The sequence below is a fragment of the Thermodesulfobacterium hveragerdense DSM 12571 genome, from assembly GCF_000423845.1.
Classification (GTDB): Bacteria; Desulfobacterota; Thermodesulfobacteria; order Thermodesulfobacteriales; family Thermodesulfobacteriaceae; genus Thermodesulfobacterium; species Thermodesulfobacterium hveragerdense.
Genome location: NZ_AUIT01000001.1, coordinates 48,602 through 65,247, shown reverse-complemented (window position 1 = coordinate 65,247; position 16,646 = coordinate 48,602). Strand labels below are relative to the sequence as shown.

Sequence of the window (16,646 nt, the reverse complement as noted above, 5' to 3'; positions counted from 1 at the left end):
ATGAGCAAAGTACCTATAGTAGGTATTGACCTTGGAACTACTAACTCTTGTGTAGCCATATTTGAGGGTGGTGAGCCTAAGGTAATTCCTAACAGAGAAGGAACAAGGACTACACCTTCGGTGGTAGCCTTTCAAGAAAACGGAGAGATATTGGTTGGCCTTCCTGCTAAAAGGCAGGCCATCATCAATGCAGAAAACACCATTTTTGGAATTAAGAGATTGATGGGTAGAAAGTTTAACGATCCGGTAGTACAGGAATGGAAGAAAAAGGTTCCTTATAAGATAGTAGAAGCACCTAACGGAGACGCCCATGTAGAAATAAGAGGAAAACGTTATAGTCCTCCTGAGATTTCAGCCATGATCCTTAGAAAGATCAAGCAAGATTTAGAAGAGTATTTAGGCCAGGAAGTAAAAGATGTGGTAATTACCGTTCCTGCTTATTTTGATGACAGTCAGAGACAGGCAACCAAAGACGCAGGCAGGATCGCCGGTTTAAACGTTATCAGAATTATCAACGAGCCTACGGCTGCTTGCTTAGCTTACGGGCTTGAAAAGAAAAAGGAAGGGTTGATTGCTGTTTTTGACCTTGGAGGAGGAACGTTTGATATCTCTATCTTAGAAATAGGAGATGGTGTATTTGAAGTTAAGTCCACTTCTGGAGATACCTTTTTAGGTGGTGAAGATTTTGATATGCGAATAGTAGACTATATTGCAGAAGAGTTTAAAAAAGAGCATGGAATAGACTTAAGACAAGATAAGATGGCTTTACAGAGGTTAAAAGAAGCGGCTGAGAAGGCTAAAATTGAGCTTTCAAGCACCTTAGAGACTGAGATAAACCTTCCTTTTATTACCGCTGATGCCTCAGGACCTAAACATTTGGTAATGAAGTTAACCAGAGCAAAGCTTGAAAGTTTAGTAGAAGACTTGATAGAAAGGTTAGAAGAACCCTGTCGTATTGCCATGAAAGATGCAGGAATCACTCCAAAGGATATAAGTGAGGTTATCTTAGTTGGTGGTATGACCCGTATGCCAAGGGTTCAACAAAAGGTAAAAGAAATCTTTGGAAAAGAGCCGGTGAAAGGTGTTAACCCAGATGAAGTGGTGGCTATGGGTGCTGCCATTCAGGCTGGGGTGTTAAAAGGAGAGGTAAAGGATGTGCTTCTTTTAGACGTAACTCCTCTTTCCTTGGGAATTGAAACCTTGGGAGGTGTTTTTACGGTTATCATACCAAGAGGCACCACCATACCTACCAGAAAGAGTCAGATTTTTACCACAGCTACCGATAATCAGACAGCAGTTACCATCCATGTTTTGCAAGGAGAAAGACCTCTGGCTAAAGACAACAAGAGTATTGCAAAGTTTGACCTGGTAGGCATACCTCCTGCTCCAAGAGGGGTACCTCAGATAGAGGTTACTTTTGACATAGACGCAGATGGGATCTTACATGTTACTGCTAAAGACTTAGGCACCGGGAAAGAACAGTCTATCGTAGTGAGACCTACTTCAGGGTTAAGTGAAGATGAAATCCAGAAGATTATTAAAGAGGCAGAACAGTTTGCTGAAGAAGATAGAAGAAAAAAGGATCTTGCCGAAGCCCGAAACCAGGCAGACAGCCTTATTTATTCTGTAGAAAAAACCTTAAGAGAATTAGGAGATAAAGTCTCAGAGCCTCTTAAAAAAGAGGTAGAAGAAAAAATAGCCCAACTAAGGAAGGCTATGGAAGGAGAGGACATAAACGAAATAAGAAAGGCAAGCGATGAATTAACTCAGGCTTCTTATAAACTTGCAGAGATGCTTTACAGAGAAAAGGCTTCTTCTACGTCTCAAGAACAAAAGTTTTCTCAAGAAGGTTCTCAGAAAAAAGGCGGAGATGATGTGATAGACGCTGATTTTGAAGAAATGAAATAAACTTGGGAAAAGGGGGTTTTTTAGCCTCCTTTCCCAAGGAGGTCTCTTTTGATAGAAAATAAAATAGGTATTACCTTAGGGTGTCCTGCAGGGATAGGTACAGAAGTAATCCTTAAATCACTTCAACATTTTCAAGAGAAATTTCCTGAGGTTTTATCCTCTCTTTTGGTTATCGGAGACGCTCGGGTTTTAGAACAAAGGGCTAAATGGTTAGGGATTAAAATCCCTCTTGAGGTAGAAATTCTATCTCTTACCGAAATAGAGGTAAAGCCCGGGGAACCCTCGGTTGAAGGATTCCAGGCAATGGGACTTTTTGTACAAAAAGCCATAGACCTTGCTAAAAAAGGGAAAATAAAGGCGATGGTTACCGGACCTATAAGTAAAGAAGGTTTAGAAAAGGTTGGTATTAAATATAAGGGACATACAGAATGGCTGGCTCAAGAGCTTGGGGTTAAAGATTTTGTGATGAGTTTTTATGGAGAAAGATTAAAAGTATCGCTGGTTACTACACATATTCCTCTAAAAGAGGTCCCAGAAAAGATAACCGCAGACAAAGTTTTTGCTACAGCTAAGCTTTCCTTTGAATTTTTAATAAAACTTAAAGTATTAAATCCAAAAATCGCCCTTTGTGGGGTTAACCCCCATGCAGGAGAAGGAGGCCTTATAGGTAAAGAGGAGGAGACCGTTTTAAAAGAGGCCATAAACCTTTGTCAAAAGGCGGGTCTTCCGGTATATGGCCCTTATCCTGCAGATAGTATTTTTTTCTGGGCTTATCAGGGACGTTATGATTTGGTAGTTGCTATGTATCACGATCAAGGACTTGCTCCTTTTAAACTTATACATTTTGAAGACGGAGTCAATATAACCTTAGGACTTCCAGTAATAAGAACTTCTCCTTGTCATGGCACAGCTTATGATATAGCAACAAAAGGTGTTGCTAACCCATCAAGTTTTATTCAGGCAATACACTTAGCTTATAAACTTACCCAAGTCTAAACTTTTCTTGATTTTTTGACCTTTTAGGGTTAAAATCCATAAACAATGGTGAAAAAAATTCGTTTTACCTTTCTTTTGCTTGTTTTTGTCTTTTCTTTGTTATTTTTATGTGTAGTGAACATAGATTTTTTTCTTAATCGTCCCTGGATTAAAGGACCTCTGATCAACTTTTTAAAAAATACCCAGAAGATAGATATAAACTACAAAGAAATAAAGATAGAGCTTTTTGAAGGAAAGGTAAGGATTGAAGATTTTACGTTTAAAAATAGATATTATGAATTGAAGGCTCCTGAAGCTACTGCTTTTTTATCTCTATCAAAAATTTTTAGGTTTAAACTTTTTCCCGAAAGCCTTCAGGTAAAAAAACTTAAATTAAAGTCTTACTGGTCACCAGAACCTTTCAACTTGTATCAGTTAAAAGACCGATTAAAAAACATGGCTCCTTTTAACCTGAAAGTTGAAGAGGCAACCATAGAGTATGGAACCTCTATAGGATGGTTGATTTTTGATAACACAGACCTTTTTTTGAAAATAGATCGACATCAAACCTTATGGGAGTTAAAATCTCTTAAAAGTCCTCAGTTTAAAGAAGCTGAGATAAAAGGAAGGTTAAATCTTGCAACCCTTTTCTTAGAAACTTCAATTGAGGCTAAGAATTTTGATTTTACCAATTTTATTAAGGGTGGAGAACCGTTTATAGGGCGTCTTACTTCTGATTTGATGGTTGAGCTGAGTTTAGAAAAAGAAACCTTTTATCTTTCTTTTCAACTGTTAAACCCCCAACTGGTTTTTAAACAATTCTCTCAAGAAAGGTTTTTAGGGGGTGTGATTACCGGGGTTCTTAGTTCTAAAAAAGATGACCTTAGGTTAACCCTTAAAAAAGTAGTTTTGAGAAATCCCTTTTTAGAGGCTCAGGGAGAGTTCGTAAAGAAAAAAGAGGGTTTAGAAGCAAGCCTTAAGGTTAAGAAACTTGATTTGGCTGAGATAAAAAAAGTAGGACTCCTTCTTTTTGAAAAACAGAAGGAGGTAAAAGAGGTCTTTGATTATATCGGTAACGGAAGTTTGGAAGATATAGAGGTTGTTTTTTCTGGAAAGGATTTGCAAGAACTTATCGACTATAAAAGGATAAAAGCAAAAGGTCGTTTAAAAGAAGGTAAGATAATCCTTGGTTTTCTTCCTTTAAATTTAGAACAAGTCACAGGGGAGGTGGTTTTCTCAGAAGGAAGGCTTATCTTTAACGGAACGTTGGCAGTAGAAGGTTCTGTCTTGGGGACGGTAAAAAGTTTCGGCTTAGACCTTTCAAAAAGACAGCCTGAGCTCTGGTTAGAAGGAACCATCTCAGGTAGGGCAGAAAAGATCCAAGAGCTTGTAGCAAACTTTGACATGTTTAAGCCTTACCGAGAAAAAATAAAAGAGTTTAAGACAGAGGGTTCCATCGTTTCTAAGATAGACCTAATAGGTCCTTTAGATGCTTTTAAACTCTCCTTCGACATAGCTTCAGAAGATGCCTCTTTAGTCGTGCCTTTTTATACCAAATCTTTGCGTTTAAAAACAGCTAAAATTTTTTACTACAAAGACAAACTAAATCTTTCTAATCTAAATGTTTTTAATAAAGAATTGACGATAAAAGATGGAGGATTTGAGTTAGATTTATCCTCTTTAGACTTTGGGGTTAAAGTTTGGGGGATGACCATAAAACCTGAGTTTTTAGAGTTTTTGAAGGATAAGGTAAAAGAGGTAGCTGTGTTTTTTAAAGAAAAGGGCCTTAAATTTGAAAATTTAGAGATAGAAGAAGGGGAATTTCGAGGGAATTTAAAACAGTTAGCCCAAGAGCAAGTAAACCTAAAACAGGCTATTTTAGGCAATCTCTTTTTAAAGGGAAAAGCAGTAAATCTTAGGGTAAGTGAAGAGGTAAAAGGAGAAAGGTTTTCTGGTTATTCAGAAAGTTTACCTTTAGTTTGGCGTGAGGGGGGGCTTTCTTTTGGAGAAGCTGCTTTTGAAATAGAAGATTCTAATTTTGTAGGTAAGGGTAGGGTTTTTGACCAAGAGATTTTCATAGAACTAAAAGGAGAGGTGAAAGAAAGTCTAAAGGATAAGATTGAGAAGGTTTTAGGGCTCAAAGAGGCTTCTTTTCTGTTAAAATCTCCGATAAACATAGAAAACCTATCTTTGTCTTATAGAGACGGACAGGTTCAATCCCGAGGAACCTTTAAGATTTCAGATAAAGAAATTTCTATAACTTTAGACCAAACTAAAGACCAAACATCGATTTTGTGGGGTTTTAACGGAAAAGAAAGTCAGCAGAGGGTTGGATTAAGGTTAACCCAAAATCAAATAGATTTAACCCTGCAAGGTAAAACCCATTTGGAAGAGTTAGGAACAATATTTGATAAATTGCCTTATCCATTAGAAGGTTTAGTAGAAAGCAATTTGCACCTAAAGTTTAAAAAGGAAAAAAATATCTTAGTGTCTTTGGCAAACGACTACTTAAACAAAAACCTTTTTCTTGAAGAAGGTTGGCTTACACTTCAAGGAGTTAAGGTTAAAGATGGAGTAGCGATTGAGGGTGAAGGAAAGATTGCCAAGAACCATACGATTTATGGAAAGTTTAAGTTTGAATGGAATAACTCTACCTTATTAGCTGACTTAAAGGTGGATACCAACCAAAAATATGTTTTGGTTACAGGGGATTTAAGTTCTCAAAAAATAGATTTAAAAAAGTTTTTAGTTTTAGAATCGACCCAAGAAACCTCTGATAAAAAGGTGAAAAAAGAAATCTGGGAGTATTTTCAGGGAATTCCTCTAATAGCAGAGTTAAAGGTGAACGCAAACGACCTTATTCTTCCTACCTCCCATAAGGTAGAAAACTTTATTTTAGATTTAAGTTTAAACACTAAAGCGAAACTTTTATGGGCCAACCTTACCAAGGCTAATTTTTGCGGATTAGGATTAGATTTTATCTATTCCCTTTCAGAAGAGAACCATCAAGTTTTTGTAGAACTTTTACCTTCAGAAGGAGATCTGTTAGACCTTTTTTCCTGTCTGTATCCAGAAGAGATGCCTACCGTAATCTTAGAAGGTCCTTATAAGGTAAGAGGATATGCCTTTTTTGAAGGAACTAATAAAGATTGGATTACGAATAGCAGAGGAGAGTTGATACTTAAATCTAAAAAGGGATATGTTTATCGTGCTCCTCTTATAGCTCATCTTTTGGGTTTTTTAAGTCCGATAGACCTTTTTAGGGGAAAAATCCCTAATTTAGAAAGTCAGTTATTACCCTACGAAGAATTACTTTTTAACTCTCGTTTTACCGATACTACTTTAGTCATAGACGAGGCCTTTCTTTCAGCCTCAGGTTTTAGATTGTTTGGCGAGGGACCGATCAACCTGAAAACTAAGGAGCTAAACCTTACTTTTTATGCCTCTCCTTTTAAAACGATAGACGTGATCATAGAAAAGGTTCCAGGGTTAGGGGAATGGGTCCTTGGGAAACCGAGGATGTTGGTTTACCTACCTTTACAGGTGGTAGGGACATACGATAATTATAACATCATCCCTTTACATCCCAGTAGTTTAGGAAAAGGGGTTTTTACCTTTATCTTTAGGTTGTTTGGGATTTCTGAAGAGTTTTATCAAAAGACTTCTCCAAAGGCGTCGGAGATAAAAGAGAAGAAAGAAGAACTTTTAAAAGAAAGAGAGAACATAAATCGAACTCCATGAAAGAAGATTTTATCCTTTTTGAAGATAAAAGCCTTTTGGTGGTAAATAAACCTGCTGGAATGGTGGTTCAGGGAGCAAAGGATTTAGAGGTATCTTTGTTAAATTTTTTAAAAGATTATTTAAAAAAAAGAGATAATAAACCAGGAAACGTCTTTTTAGCGGTGGTTCATCGTTTGGATAGACCTGTTTCTGGAGCGTTAGTTTTTGCCAAGCGGACAAAAGCAGCTAAAAGACTTACCGAAAGTTTTAAACAGAAAGAGGTGGGTAAACTTTATCTCGCAGAGGTAGAAGGAACTTTAAAAGGGCAACATTTGATCAGGGCTTATCTTAGATGGGACCAAAAATCTCAAAAAGCTCTGGTTTTTTGGGAACCTAATGAAGGCACAAAAGAAAGTCTAACCTATTATGAAACGTTACGGGTTGTAAAAAATAGATCGTTAGTCTTGCTTTTTCCGATTACAGGAAGGAAACATCAACTTAGAGCAGTCTTAAGTAGTCTTGGTTTCCCTGTGATAGGGGATGTTAGGTATGGATCTAAAAGATTGGTCAACCAAGGTAAAGCTATTCTTTTGCATGCTTGTTTTTTATGTTTTCCCCATCCTCTGGAAAAAGAACCTGTTGAAGTCTTGGCTCCGTTACCTCCATATTTTTCGTTTTCCAATCTTGACAAAACCTTAAACTTGGAGTTTCTTAATAAAAAGTTTCAAGATTTAAAAAAAATTTACTAGGAGTAAACTTTGGAGAAAGAAAAAGAAAGATCAAATTCAGAACTTCCTGTTTTATGTGCTACCTGTGCTTGGAGGGAGTTTTGTGCCAAAAAGTTTTCTTTTGACAATACCCAACCCTTGAAGTGTCCTGACTATTCCCCTGACCTAACCCTTTTAAAAAATTTAAGAAAGGAGACGAAGGTTGATAAAACAGAGGATTAAAGAGGCAGTAGAAAAGGCTGTTAGGACTGTTTTTGGCGAGATACCTTTACCTCAGTTTGAAATAGAGACCCCAAGAAAAGGATTTTTTGGGGACTATGCTACCAACATAGCCTTTGTATTAAAAAAATCCTTAGACCTACCTCCTTTAGAAATAGCTGAAAAGCTGGTTCAAGAACTTACTAAAGAAAGAAGTCTTTTTGAAAAGGTAGAGTTTGTTAACCCGGGGTTTATCAATTTTTGGGTATCTACTCGGTATTATCTTGAAAACTTACTTAAAGCCATAGAAGAGAAAGACAACTATGGTCAGATAAACTTAGGTAAAGGGAAAAAGGTTTTGGTTGAGTTTGTTTCAGCCAATCCTACCGGGCCTCTTCATATCGGACATGGAAGAGGTGCAGCCTATGGAGATTCTTTAGCAAGGGTGTTAGAGTTCACCGGTTATTCTGTTACCAGAGAGTATTACATAAACGACAAAGGTACTCAAATGGATATTTTAGGAGAGTCTGTTTATCTCAGGGCTAAGGAATTAAATGGAGAAAAGATTGACTTTCCAGAAGATTTTTATAAAGGAGAGTACATCTACGACATAGCTAAAAAGATTTTGGCAGACCATCCTAACCTTTTAGAATTAGAAAGAAAAGAGGCCATAGCCATCTGCAGAGAGATAGCGATAAAAACCATCCTTGAAGATATAAAATCAGACCTTGAAAGGTTCAGGGTAGTTTATGATAGTTGGTATTCAGAAAAAAGCCTCTATGAAAAAGGCAAAGTAGATGCTTTGATAAACCTTTTAAAACAAAAAGGTTTAGTTTATGAAAAAGAAGGTGCTTTATGGTTTAGGTCTTCTGATTTTGGAGATGAAAAAGACCGAGTGCTTATCCGTTCTAACGGAGAATATACCTATTTTGCAGGAGACATTGCCTATCATCATGAAAAGTTTGTAGACCGTGGATTTGACCTTGCGATTAACCTTTGGGGAGCAGATCACCATGGATATGTAAAACGGTTAAAAGGGGCTCTCAAGGCTTTAGGGTTAAACTCAGAAAATTTAGAAGTAATACTTATACAGATGGTTAACCTGATAGAAGGTGGGGAACTTAAAAGTATGTCGACCAGACAAGGGGAATTTGTAGAGTTAAAAGAACTTTTAGATGAAGTGGGGGTAGATGCTACCAGGTATATCTTTCTATCCAGGTCTTCTGACTCACCTTTAGATTTTGACATAGATTTAGCCAAAAAGCAGTCTCAAGAAAACCCTGTTTACTATGTGCAGTATGCTCACGCAAGGATTTGTAGCATTTTTGAGAAAGCAAAAGAGCAGGGTTTAGGACAAATAAACTGGAGAGAGGTGGATTTTAGTCTTCTTTCTTCAGAGGAGGAAATTGCTCTTGCCAAAAAGATAGAAGAATTTAAAGAGGTGATAGAATCAGCAGGCAAGTTTTATGCCCCTTATAAACTTACTTATTATCTGTTAGACCTTGCCAAACAATTTCATGAGTTTTACACCAAACATCGGGTACTTTCAGAAGATATACCGTTAACTTTAGCCAGACTTGGATTATGTTTAGGGTGTAAGATAGTTTTAAAAAATGGCCTAAACCTTTTAGGGGTTAACTCCCCAGAAAAAATGTAAAAAGGAGGTTTTTTATGGAGGGAAAGAAGGTAAAAATAGAGGTAAGTAGGATTGCTTTAGTTTTTATTATACTTTTTGGTTTGTGTTTGTTGGTTTGGAGTTTTATTGGAGGAGTTTGGGTAGGAAGTAAATTAGGTTCTAAAGAACAGGAGAAGATAGCCGCAGAGTCTACCTCTAAAGAAGAGCTCCCCCCACCACCTCCTCCTTCTCTTACAAGTAATGAAAGTGTGACACCTCCACCTTCTTCTGGTTTAAACGCAACGGCAGAAAAACCTGTAGATCTTCAAAAAAATGCTTCCTCTCAAGCCTTTGTTCCACCTTCTAAACCTGAACCAAAAGCAGAAACTCAAGTAACAGAAAAAGAAAAAAAGCAGGCTAAACCTAAGGTATCTGAAGTAAAAGAACCTTCCAAAGAAAAAACATCTACTTCTAAAACTAAAGAGGTAGCGAAAATTTCTAATCAGATAAAACAAGGTTCTTTTGTACTTCAGGTGGGTGCCTTTTCTCAAAAGGAGTCTGCTGAAAAGTTGAGAACCTTAGCTGAAAAGAAAGGTTATAAGGTTACGGTAAAAGCTGTTCCTTCTGAGGGAAAAACCTTTTATAAGGTTTATGTAGGTAGATATGCCTCCAGAGACGAGGCAGAAAAAGCAGCTACTAAGGTAGCCTCTGACCTTGGAGTGGGTAAACCTTTTGCTGTAGAATTGAAGTAATTTTATAAGGTTTTTTAATAATGATAAGAAAGGCTAAACTTTCGGATGTAAAGTATGTTTATAAACTAATTTTACATTTTTCTAAAACTGGAGACGTCATTCCTCGGCCTTTATCTGAATTGTATGAACATGTAAGGGACTTTTTTGTTTGTCAGGATAAAGATTTAGTGGTTGCCGCTTGTGCCTTGCAGATTTGCTGGGAAGATTTAGCAGAGATAAGGTCTTTGGTGGTAAGTGAGGAATATCAGAATAAGGGTATTGGATTAGCTTTGGTAAAGGCTTGTTTGCAGGAGGCAAAAGAACTTGAAATACCAAGGGTTTTTGTGTTGACCAGGGTGCCTGGTTTTTTTGAAAAGGTAGGGTTTGTAAGAATTAATAAGTCTGAGTTGCCTTACAAGGTTTGGTCAGACTGTGTAAGATGTCCCAAATTTCCTGATTGTGATGAAGTGCCGATGATTAAAGAAATTTTTTAAAATTACCCTTGACTTTTTTGTAAAAATAGATAAAAATAAGTTTTAAAAATAAGTTTTAAGGTTTAGAATATTTTTTTTGAAAAAAGGTTTAATTAAAAAATAAAAGGAGGTGTTAGGTATGCCAACAGTTGAGTACAAAGGGAAGGTTTTTGAAGTAGACGAAGATGGATTCTTAGCAGGTGGTCTTGATGCTTGGTGTAAAGAATGGGTTGAGTATGTTAAAGAATTAGAAGGGATTCAGGAGTTAACTGATGAACACTGGAAGGTGATTAACGTTCTTCAGGATTACTACAAGAAGAACGGTGTTGCTCCTATGGTTAGAATTTTATCCAAGGTTACCGGATATCCATTAAAGAAGATCTATGAGTTGTTCCCCTCTGGTCCTGGAAAAGGTGCTTGTAAGATGGCTGGATTACCTAAACCTACAGGGTGTGTGTAAAGCATAAAAATGTCTTTTCATAAAAGGGGTGGGCTTTCTCGCCCCTTTCTTTTCTTTTATTCATGTATTGTTGTTTTTCTTTTGAGTGTCTTATTGAGTATTTCTTTAGTTTTTGCTAAGAAATTAGACATAAATCAGGCTACAGTAGAGGATTTAGAAAAACTTCCTGGGATTGGTAAAAAAACAGCCCAAGCTATCGTAGACTATCGTGAGAAAAACGGGCCTTTTAAATCCTTGGAGGATTTAGAAAAGGTAAAAGGGATAGGTCTGAAAAAATTACAATCGTTAAAACCTTATCTTACTTTAGAAGAAGGAGAAAAGGCTAAACAAGAAAAAAAATCATCTTCAAAAAATAAAAATCTTTCCTCTAATCCAGAAGTAAACACCCCAATTTATTACTACGTAGACGAAAAAGGTAAAGTTCATTATACTCAGTTTCCTCAGACTGTTCCTTCAAAATATAGAAACACGTTAAGGCCTTTAAACCCATAACCTCTATTTTTCATAGTTTTCGTGTTTTTATCTTGCTTAACATAGAATTTTTAGTAAAATAGAGAAAATTTTGAGTTTTGAAGGAGTGCTTTTATGATTGATTACGGGCTAAATGAAACTCAGAAATTGTTGGTTGATCTTATCAAAAGGATTGGAGAAGAGTATATAAAGCCCTATGCCTTGGAATGGGATGAAAAAGAGGTTTATGATGAAAGACCTATAAAGGCCTTAGCCCAAGCTGATTTTTTTGGAATAATCGTCCCTCAAGAATATGGAGGCTTGGGTTGGGGTAGTTTGGAGATGTGTCTTGCGGTGGAACATCTTTCTTACTATTGTGCAGGTGTTTCTACTACTTATGCTGCCTCTTTTCTTGGTGCTTATCCTATCATTTTTTTTGGCAATCAAGAACAAAAGGCTCATTATCTACCTCGTATCGCTAAAGGAGAGAGCCTTTGTGCTTTTGCTTTGACAGAACCTCAGGCAGGAAGTGATGCCTTTGGGATCAAAACCACAGCTAAAAAAGAAGGAGACTACTATGTATTAAATGGGGTAAAACAATGGATTACTAACGGAGGGATAGCGGATATTTATGTGGTTATAGCCCTTACAGACCCTTCTAAAGGTGCTCGAGGTGCCAGTGCCTTTATCGTAGAAAAGGGAGACCCTGGTTTTTCGGTAGGAAAAAAGGAAAAGAAGTTAGGGTTAAGAACTTCGGTTACTACTGAGCTTTTTTTTAATGATTGTGTGATTCCTAAGTCAAGACTTATCGCTAAAGAAGGTATGGGATTTATCGTGGCTTTAAAAACCTTAGATTATGCCAGATGTGGTGCAGGAGCACAGGCTGTAGGCATAGCTCAGGCAGCGATGGAGGTTTCTTTAAAACACGCTTCCTCAAGGATTCAATTTGGACAACCTGTTTATCAGTTTCAAGCAGTAAGCCATACCTTTGCTGACATGGCGATGAAAATCGAGGCCTCAAGGAGTTTACTTTATACCGTAGCCCGGTTTATAGATCGGGGGGCTAAAGATTTTTCCGGGGCCTCTTCTATGGTAAAATGTTTTGCTACAGATGTGGCTATGTGGGTTACTGAAAGAGCTATCCAAATGATGGGTGGTTTAGGTTATATGAGAGACTATCCTGTTCAAAAGTATTTTAGAGACGCAAAGTGTCTGCAGATTTACGAAGGGACAAATGAAATTCAAAGAAATGTGATTGCCAGAGAGTTGCTTAAACACTATAAATAAACGAGAGGTCAGAGATGGAAAAAATAATCCTCTGTATAAAAGGAGTGCCTAAACCAGGGACAGTTAAAGTAGACCCATCGACTCATACCCTAAAAAGAGATAGTTTAGAACTAATTCTTAACCCTCCAGACAGACAGGCTGTAGAAATGGCCGTAAGGCTGAAAGAAAATTATGGATTTAAGATTACTGTGGTTACTATGGGGCCTCCTAATGTGATACCTTTTTTAAAAGAGGTATACGGTATAGGGGCTGATGAAATGGTACTTTTGTCTGACAGGGCTTTTGCGGGTGCAGATACCTTAGCTACAAGTTATGTCCTTGCTGAGGCTATCAAAAAATTATCTCCTTATTCTTTAGTAGTTATGGGTCTTAAATCTATAGACGGAGAGACTTCTCAAGTTCCTGCAGAAACAGCGGCTTTACTTGGATTACCATCTATTACTAATGTTAAAACCATCGTAAAAGAAGGGAATAATTGGATACTGATAAGACAGACAGAGTATGGTGAAGAAGAGTTAGAGTTAGAGCCTCCTGTTGTAGCTTCTGTTTTACCTGAGGTTTTTGATTATTTAAGACCTCCTTCTTTAAAGAGACTTTTAGAGGTAAAAGAAAAAGATCCTTTGGTTTTTACAGCTCAAGATTTGAGGTTATCTCCTGAAAAGTTAGGTCTTAATGGGTCACCTACTCAGGTAGTAGAGGTTTTTGAGAAAAAATTTGAGGCCAAGGGGCAGGTGGTGGAAGGAGAACCTTCTTTTCTGGTAGAAAAGCTTATCTCGGTTTTAGAACAAAAAGGAATAATCCATCCTTAGAGGTGAGACATGATCGAAAAAAAGAACTTAGAAGAACTTGAGAAAGGAAGTCTTTTAGCTTTTGGAGAAATTTTTAACGGGAAAATACACCCTTCGGCTATAGAGGTGCTTACCCCTTTAAAAGAATTAGGTCTAAAGTTAGATAAAAAGGTGGTGCTTATCTGTTTAATGGATAATTTTAAATCTTTCCAGGATTTAGAGGTGTTAAAAAAATCTGTGGCTGATGAAGTTTGGATGGTTTGTCATCAAGAGTTGGTTCATTTTAAAGATGATTTATATGCCGAGGTTTTGATAGAGATTGTCAAAACAACCTCTCCTTATGGGTTGTTTTTCCCGGCAACCTCACTTGGTTGTGCTTTGGCTCCAAGGATAGCCGGGAAACTAAATTTAGGGCTTTGTGCTCATGTTAATTATTTAGAGGTAGAAGACGGAAAGATAGTTATGGTAAGACCAACTTATGGAGAAAACATCATAGCCAAACTTATATTAAAAACTACACCTGTTATGGCAACCCTTTCTATCGGTGCCTTTTCTCCTTCTTTCGGAGAAAAAGAACCAAAGTTTTTTGAAGTAGCAATGCCTGAGGGATTTAATTGGGCAAGTAAGATAAAGGTTAGAAAGTTTAAACCCTCTGTCAAGCAACCTAACAGGCTTTCTACCGCTAAAGTGGTGGTGGCTGGGGGAAGAGGGCTTAAGTCTAAAGAAAACTTTGAGAAGCTTTTTGAGCTGGCTCATATGTTAAAAGCTGAGGTTGGGGCTACACGCCCGGTCTGCTACGAAGGTTGGGTTGAAGAAGACCGTATGATCGGTGTAAGTGGAGTAACTGTGAGACCTAAAGTTTATATAGGGTTTGGGATCTCAGGAGCACTTCAACATACTGTAGGCATGGAAAACTCAGAGTTTATTGTGGCGGTAAACACCGATAAAGAAGCTCCGTTGGTTAAGATGGCACATCTTGCGTTGATAGGAGATGCTTCTCAAGTGTTGGACTTATTGATAAAAAAACTTAAGAAATAAGTTTTTGAAACTTTTCTTGAAGTCTTTTTACGTGATCTCCTTCCCAGTAAAGTTTATGGCAGAAAGGACAGTAGTTGAATTCATCATAAAACTGGTATACTCTTTCGGGAATAAGGGATTTAAAGTCTTCTTTGTTCACAGGGATAAGTTCTCCTCCGCATAACGTACAAAGGTTAAGCCTAAGTTCAGGTTTAAGGTTAAGACGATTTAAACAAAGTTTAACCTGAGTTTTTAGGTTATCTCTGGGGAGAAGTAAAAATTTTACTCCTGCTTTTTCTAACCTTAAGGCTGTTTCAGGACTGGTAACAAGAAAAACACAATCTTTGTGTTTTAAAATATCCTGGTCTGAAATTTTGCCTTCACAAAAAATTACAGGATGGCCTAAAAACAGAAGCCATTTGCCTAAACCTTTCAGGCTTCCTTCTAAAAAAAATTTTATCATTCTGTTTTAGGTTTTTTTTCCCATCCAGGAAGAAGATGTAGTTCCAGTATTTGTTCTATTTTAACCTCTGCCGGTGCTCCGGTAAGGAGACACTGGGCTCTTTGAGTTTTCGGAAAGGCTATAACTTCTCTTATACTCTTTTTCCCAAGCATGAGCATGATTAACCTGTCAAGTCCAAAGGCTATTCCACCATGAGGAGGGGCTCCAAACTCTAAAGCACTAAGCAAGAATCCAAATTTTTCTTCAGCCTCTTCTTCTGAGATGTTTAAAAGTTGAAAGATTTTTTGTTGTAGGTTTTTGCGATGGATACGAATACTACCGCCTCCTACTTCTATACCGTTTAAAACCAGGTCATAAGCCTTAGACCTTACTTTAAGGGGGTCTATGTCTAAAAAAGGAAGGTCTTCTTCTTTAGGATGGGTAAAGGGATGGTGCACAGAAACCAGTCTGTTTTCTTCAGCGTCCCATTCAAAAAGTGGAAAATCTACCACCCAGGTGAAGGTAAAAACCCCTTGAGGTACTAAGTTAAGCTTGTTTGCTATATGTTTTCTTAGTTCTCCTAAAACCAAGTTGGCAATTTCTTTAGAGTCAGCTACAAAAAAGAAAGTAACTTGCTCTTCTTCAACCTTAAAGACTTCTACCAGTCGTTCTAAAACAGAGGGTTCAAAAAATTTTACGATAGGGGAGTTCCATTTCTCTTCAAAGGTTTTTCCATTTTTATTGTATTTAATCCAGGCAAGCCCTTTGGCTCCTAAGTCTTGAGCAAACTTAGTCAAATCTTCTAACTCTTTTCGAGAAAAAGAGGCAGGGGCTTTTAACCCTTTTACCACCCCACCTGCATCTAAAGCCCCTCGAAAGACTTTAAAAGAGGACTCTTTAAACAACTCAGACAGGTTTTGTAATTTTAGGTCAAACCTTAGGTCAGGTCGGTCTGTACCATATTCCTCTAAGGCCTTTTCAAAGGTTATAACCGGAAAGGGTGTTGAAAGAGTGACTCCAAGGTTTTTTTCGAAGATATAACTAATAAGTTCTTCTATGATAGCCATCACGTCTTGTTCTTCTACAAAGGACATCTCCATGTCAAGCTGAGTAAACTCTGGTTGTCTGTCTGCCCTAAGGTCTTCATCCCTAAAACATCTTACAATCTGATAGTATCGGTCTACCCCTGCTACCATCAAAATCTGTTTAAAAAGCTGAGGTGATTGGGGTAAGGCATAAAACTTTCCAGGATAAAGACGGCTTGGAACCAGATAGTCTCTTGCTCCTTCAGGGGTACTTTTAGTAAGATAGGGAGTTTCAATCTCTAAGAAACCTTTACTGTTTAAGAATTCTCTTATAGAATGGTTTACCTTGTGTCTAAAGATAAAAGGGGTTAATCCCTCAGGACTTCTCATCTCTAAATAACGATATTTTAAACGGAGAGCTTCAGAGACCTCAGAAAGGTCTTCGTCAAGCGGAAAGGGTGGGGTTTTTGAGGTGTTATGTATTTCTACGTCTGTAGCTACGAGCTCTATGTCACCGGTAGAAATCTTAGGGTTTTCCATCCCTTCTGGTCTTTTCCTTATCTTACCTCTAACACTTACTACATATTCTATCCTGATAGAGTCGGCTAAGTTATGTACCTCTGGGTCTATGTCTTCTTCAAAAACTACCTGAAGAAGGCCAAACCTATCTCTTAAGTCTAAAAAGATGATACCACCATGGTCTCGTCTTCTAAGTACCCAACCAGAAACAGTAACTTCTTTTCCTATAAAATCTTTGTTTAACTCACCTATATAAAACTCTCTTTTAAGCCGCATTTAGCCATCCTCCTAATCATTTAAAAAATTGCTT

The 16,646-nt window shown here is 37.5% G+C and carries 15 protein-coding genes; 13 read left to right on the top strand and 2 right to left on the bottom strand.

Annotated elements, in window-relative coordinates; genetic code table 11:
• From dnaK to G580_RS0100325, 13 genes are all read left to right on the top strand, one after another.
• Entirely contained in the window at nt 1-1,908 is a 1,908-nt protein-coding gene (gene dnaK, locus G580_RS0100385) for a molecular chaperone DnaK (RefSeq protein ID WP_028840560.1), read from the top strand.
• Between the two features lie 48 nt (nt 1,909-1,956).
• A complete protein-coding gene (gene pdxA / locus G580_RS0100380) occupies nt 1,957-2,904 on the top strand; it encodes a 4-hydroxythreonine-4-phosphate dehydrogenase PdxA (protein ID WP_028840559.1) in 948 nt (315 codons plus the stop codon).
• A gap of 45 nt (nt 2,905-2,949) precedes the next feature.
• On the top strand, nt 2,950-6,624 hold the full coding sequence (locus G580_RS0100375) for an AsmA-like C-terminal domain-containing protein (protein WP_028840558.1): 3,675 nt from the start codon (nt 2,950-2,952) through the stop codon (nt 6,622-6,624).
• The gene (locus G580_RS09375; RefSeq protein ID WP_051172900.1) at nt 6,621-7,352 is read left to right on the top strand and encodes an RluA family pseudouridine synthase; all 732 of its coding nucleotides are present in this window, start codon (nt 6,621-6,623) and stop codon (nt 7,350-7,352) included. Before G580_RS0100375 ends, G580_RS09375 begins: the two co-directional genes overlap by 4 nt.
• 9 nt (nt 7,353-7,361) lie before the next feature.
• Nucleotides 7,362-7,553, top strand: a complete 192-nt coding sequence (locus G580_RS0100365; RefSeq protein ID WP_028840557.1) for a hypothetical protein — start codon at nt 7,362-7,364, stop codon at nt 7,551-7,553.
• A complete protein-coding gene (argS, locus tag G580_RS0100360; protein WP_051172899.1) occupies nt 7,534-9,186 on the top strand; it encodes an arginine--tRNA ligase in 1,653 nt (550 codons plus the stop codon). The genes G580_RS0100365 and argS overlap by 20 nt, the downstream gene beginning before the upstream one ends.
• A gap of 14 nt (nt 9,187-9,200) precedes the next feature.
• Nucleotides 9,201-9,896: an SPOR domain-containing protein gene (locus G580_RS0100355; RefSeq protein ID WP_028840555.1), complete on the top strand. Its 696-nt coding sequence runs from the start codon at nt 9,201-9,203 to the stop codon at nt 9,894-9,896.
• Between the two features lie 20 nt (nt 9,897-9,916).
• Nucleotides 9,917-10,369, top strand: coding sequence for an N-acetyltransferase (locus tag G580_RS0100350; RefSeq protein WP_028840554.1), 453 nt, complete (start codon nt 9,917-9,919; stop codon nt 10,367-10,369).
• A gap of 118 nt (nt 10,370-10,487) precedes the next feature.
• A complete protein-coding gene (locus G580_RS0100345) occupies nt 10,488-10,808 on the top strand; it encodes a TusE/DsrC/DsvC family sulfur relay protein (protein WP_028840553.1) in 321 nt (106 codons plus the stop codon).
• A gap of 93 nt (nt 10,809-10,901) precedes the next feature.
• Nucleotides 10,902-11,300, top strand: a complete 399-nt coding sequence (locus G580_RS11180) for a DUF655 domain-containing protein (protein ID WP_211211302.1) — start codon at nt 10,902-10,904, stop codon at nt 11,298-11,300.
• Nucleotides 11,301-11,393: 93 nt separating this feature from the next.
• Nucleotides 11,394-12,545 carry an acyl-CoA dehydrogenase family protein gene (locus tag G580_RS0100335; protein ID WP_156874753.1) on the top strand — a complete coding sequence of 384 codons (1,152 nt, stop codon included), beginning with the start codon at nt 11,394-11,396 and terminating at the stop codon, nt 12,543-12,545.
• Between the two features lie 14 nt (nt 12,546-12,559).
• A complete protein-coding gene (locus G580_RS0100330) occupies nt 12,560-13,354 on the top strand; it encodes an electron transfer flavoprotein subunit beta/FixA family protein (protein ID WP_038041164.1) in 795 nt (264 codons plus the stop codon).
• Between the two features lie 9 nt (nt 13,355-13,363).
• Entirely contained in the window at nt 13,364-14,371 is a 1,008-nt protein-coding gene (locus G580_RS0100325) for an electron transfer flavoprotein subunit alpha/FixB family protein (RefSeq protein WP_028840550.1), read from the top strand.
• On the opposite strand, the gene G580_RS0100320 is transcribed toward G580_RS0100325, so the two are convergent.
• On the bottom strand, nt 14,361-14,813 hold the full coding sequence (locus G580_RS0100320; protein WP_028840549.1) for a Mut7-C RNAse domain-containing protein: 453 nt from the start codon (nt 14,811-14,813) through the stop codon (nt 14,361-14,363). The two genes, G580_RS0100325 and G580_RS0100320, sit on opposite strands and share 11 nt — an antisense overlap.
• Nucleotides 14,810-16,612 (bottom strand): aspartate--tRNA ligase, encoded by a 1,803-nt coding sequence (aspS, locus tag G580_RS0100315; protein ID WP_028840548.1) that lies wholly within the window; start codon nt 16,610-16,612, stop codon nt 14,810-14,812. Before aspS ends, G580_RS0100320 begins: the two co-directional genes overlap by 4 nt.
• Nucleotides 16,613-16,646: the final 34 nt, after the last annotated feature.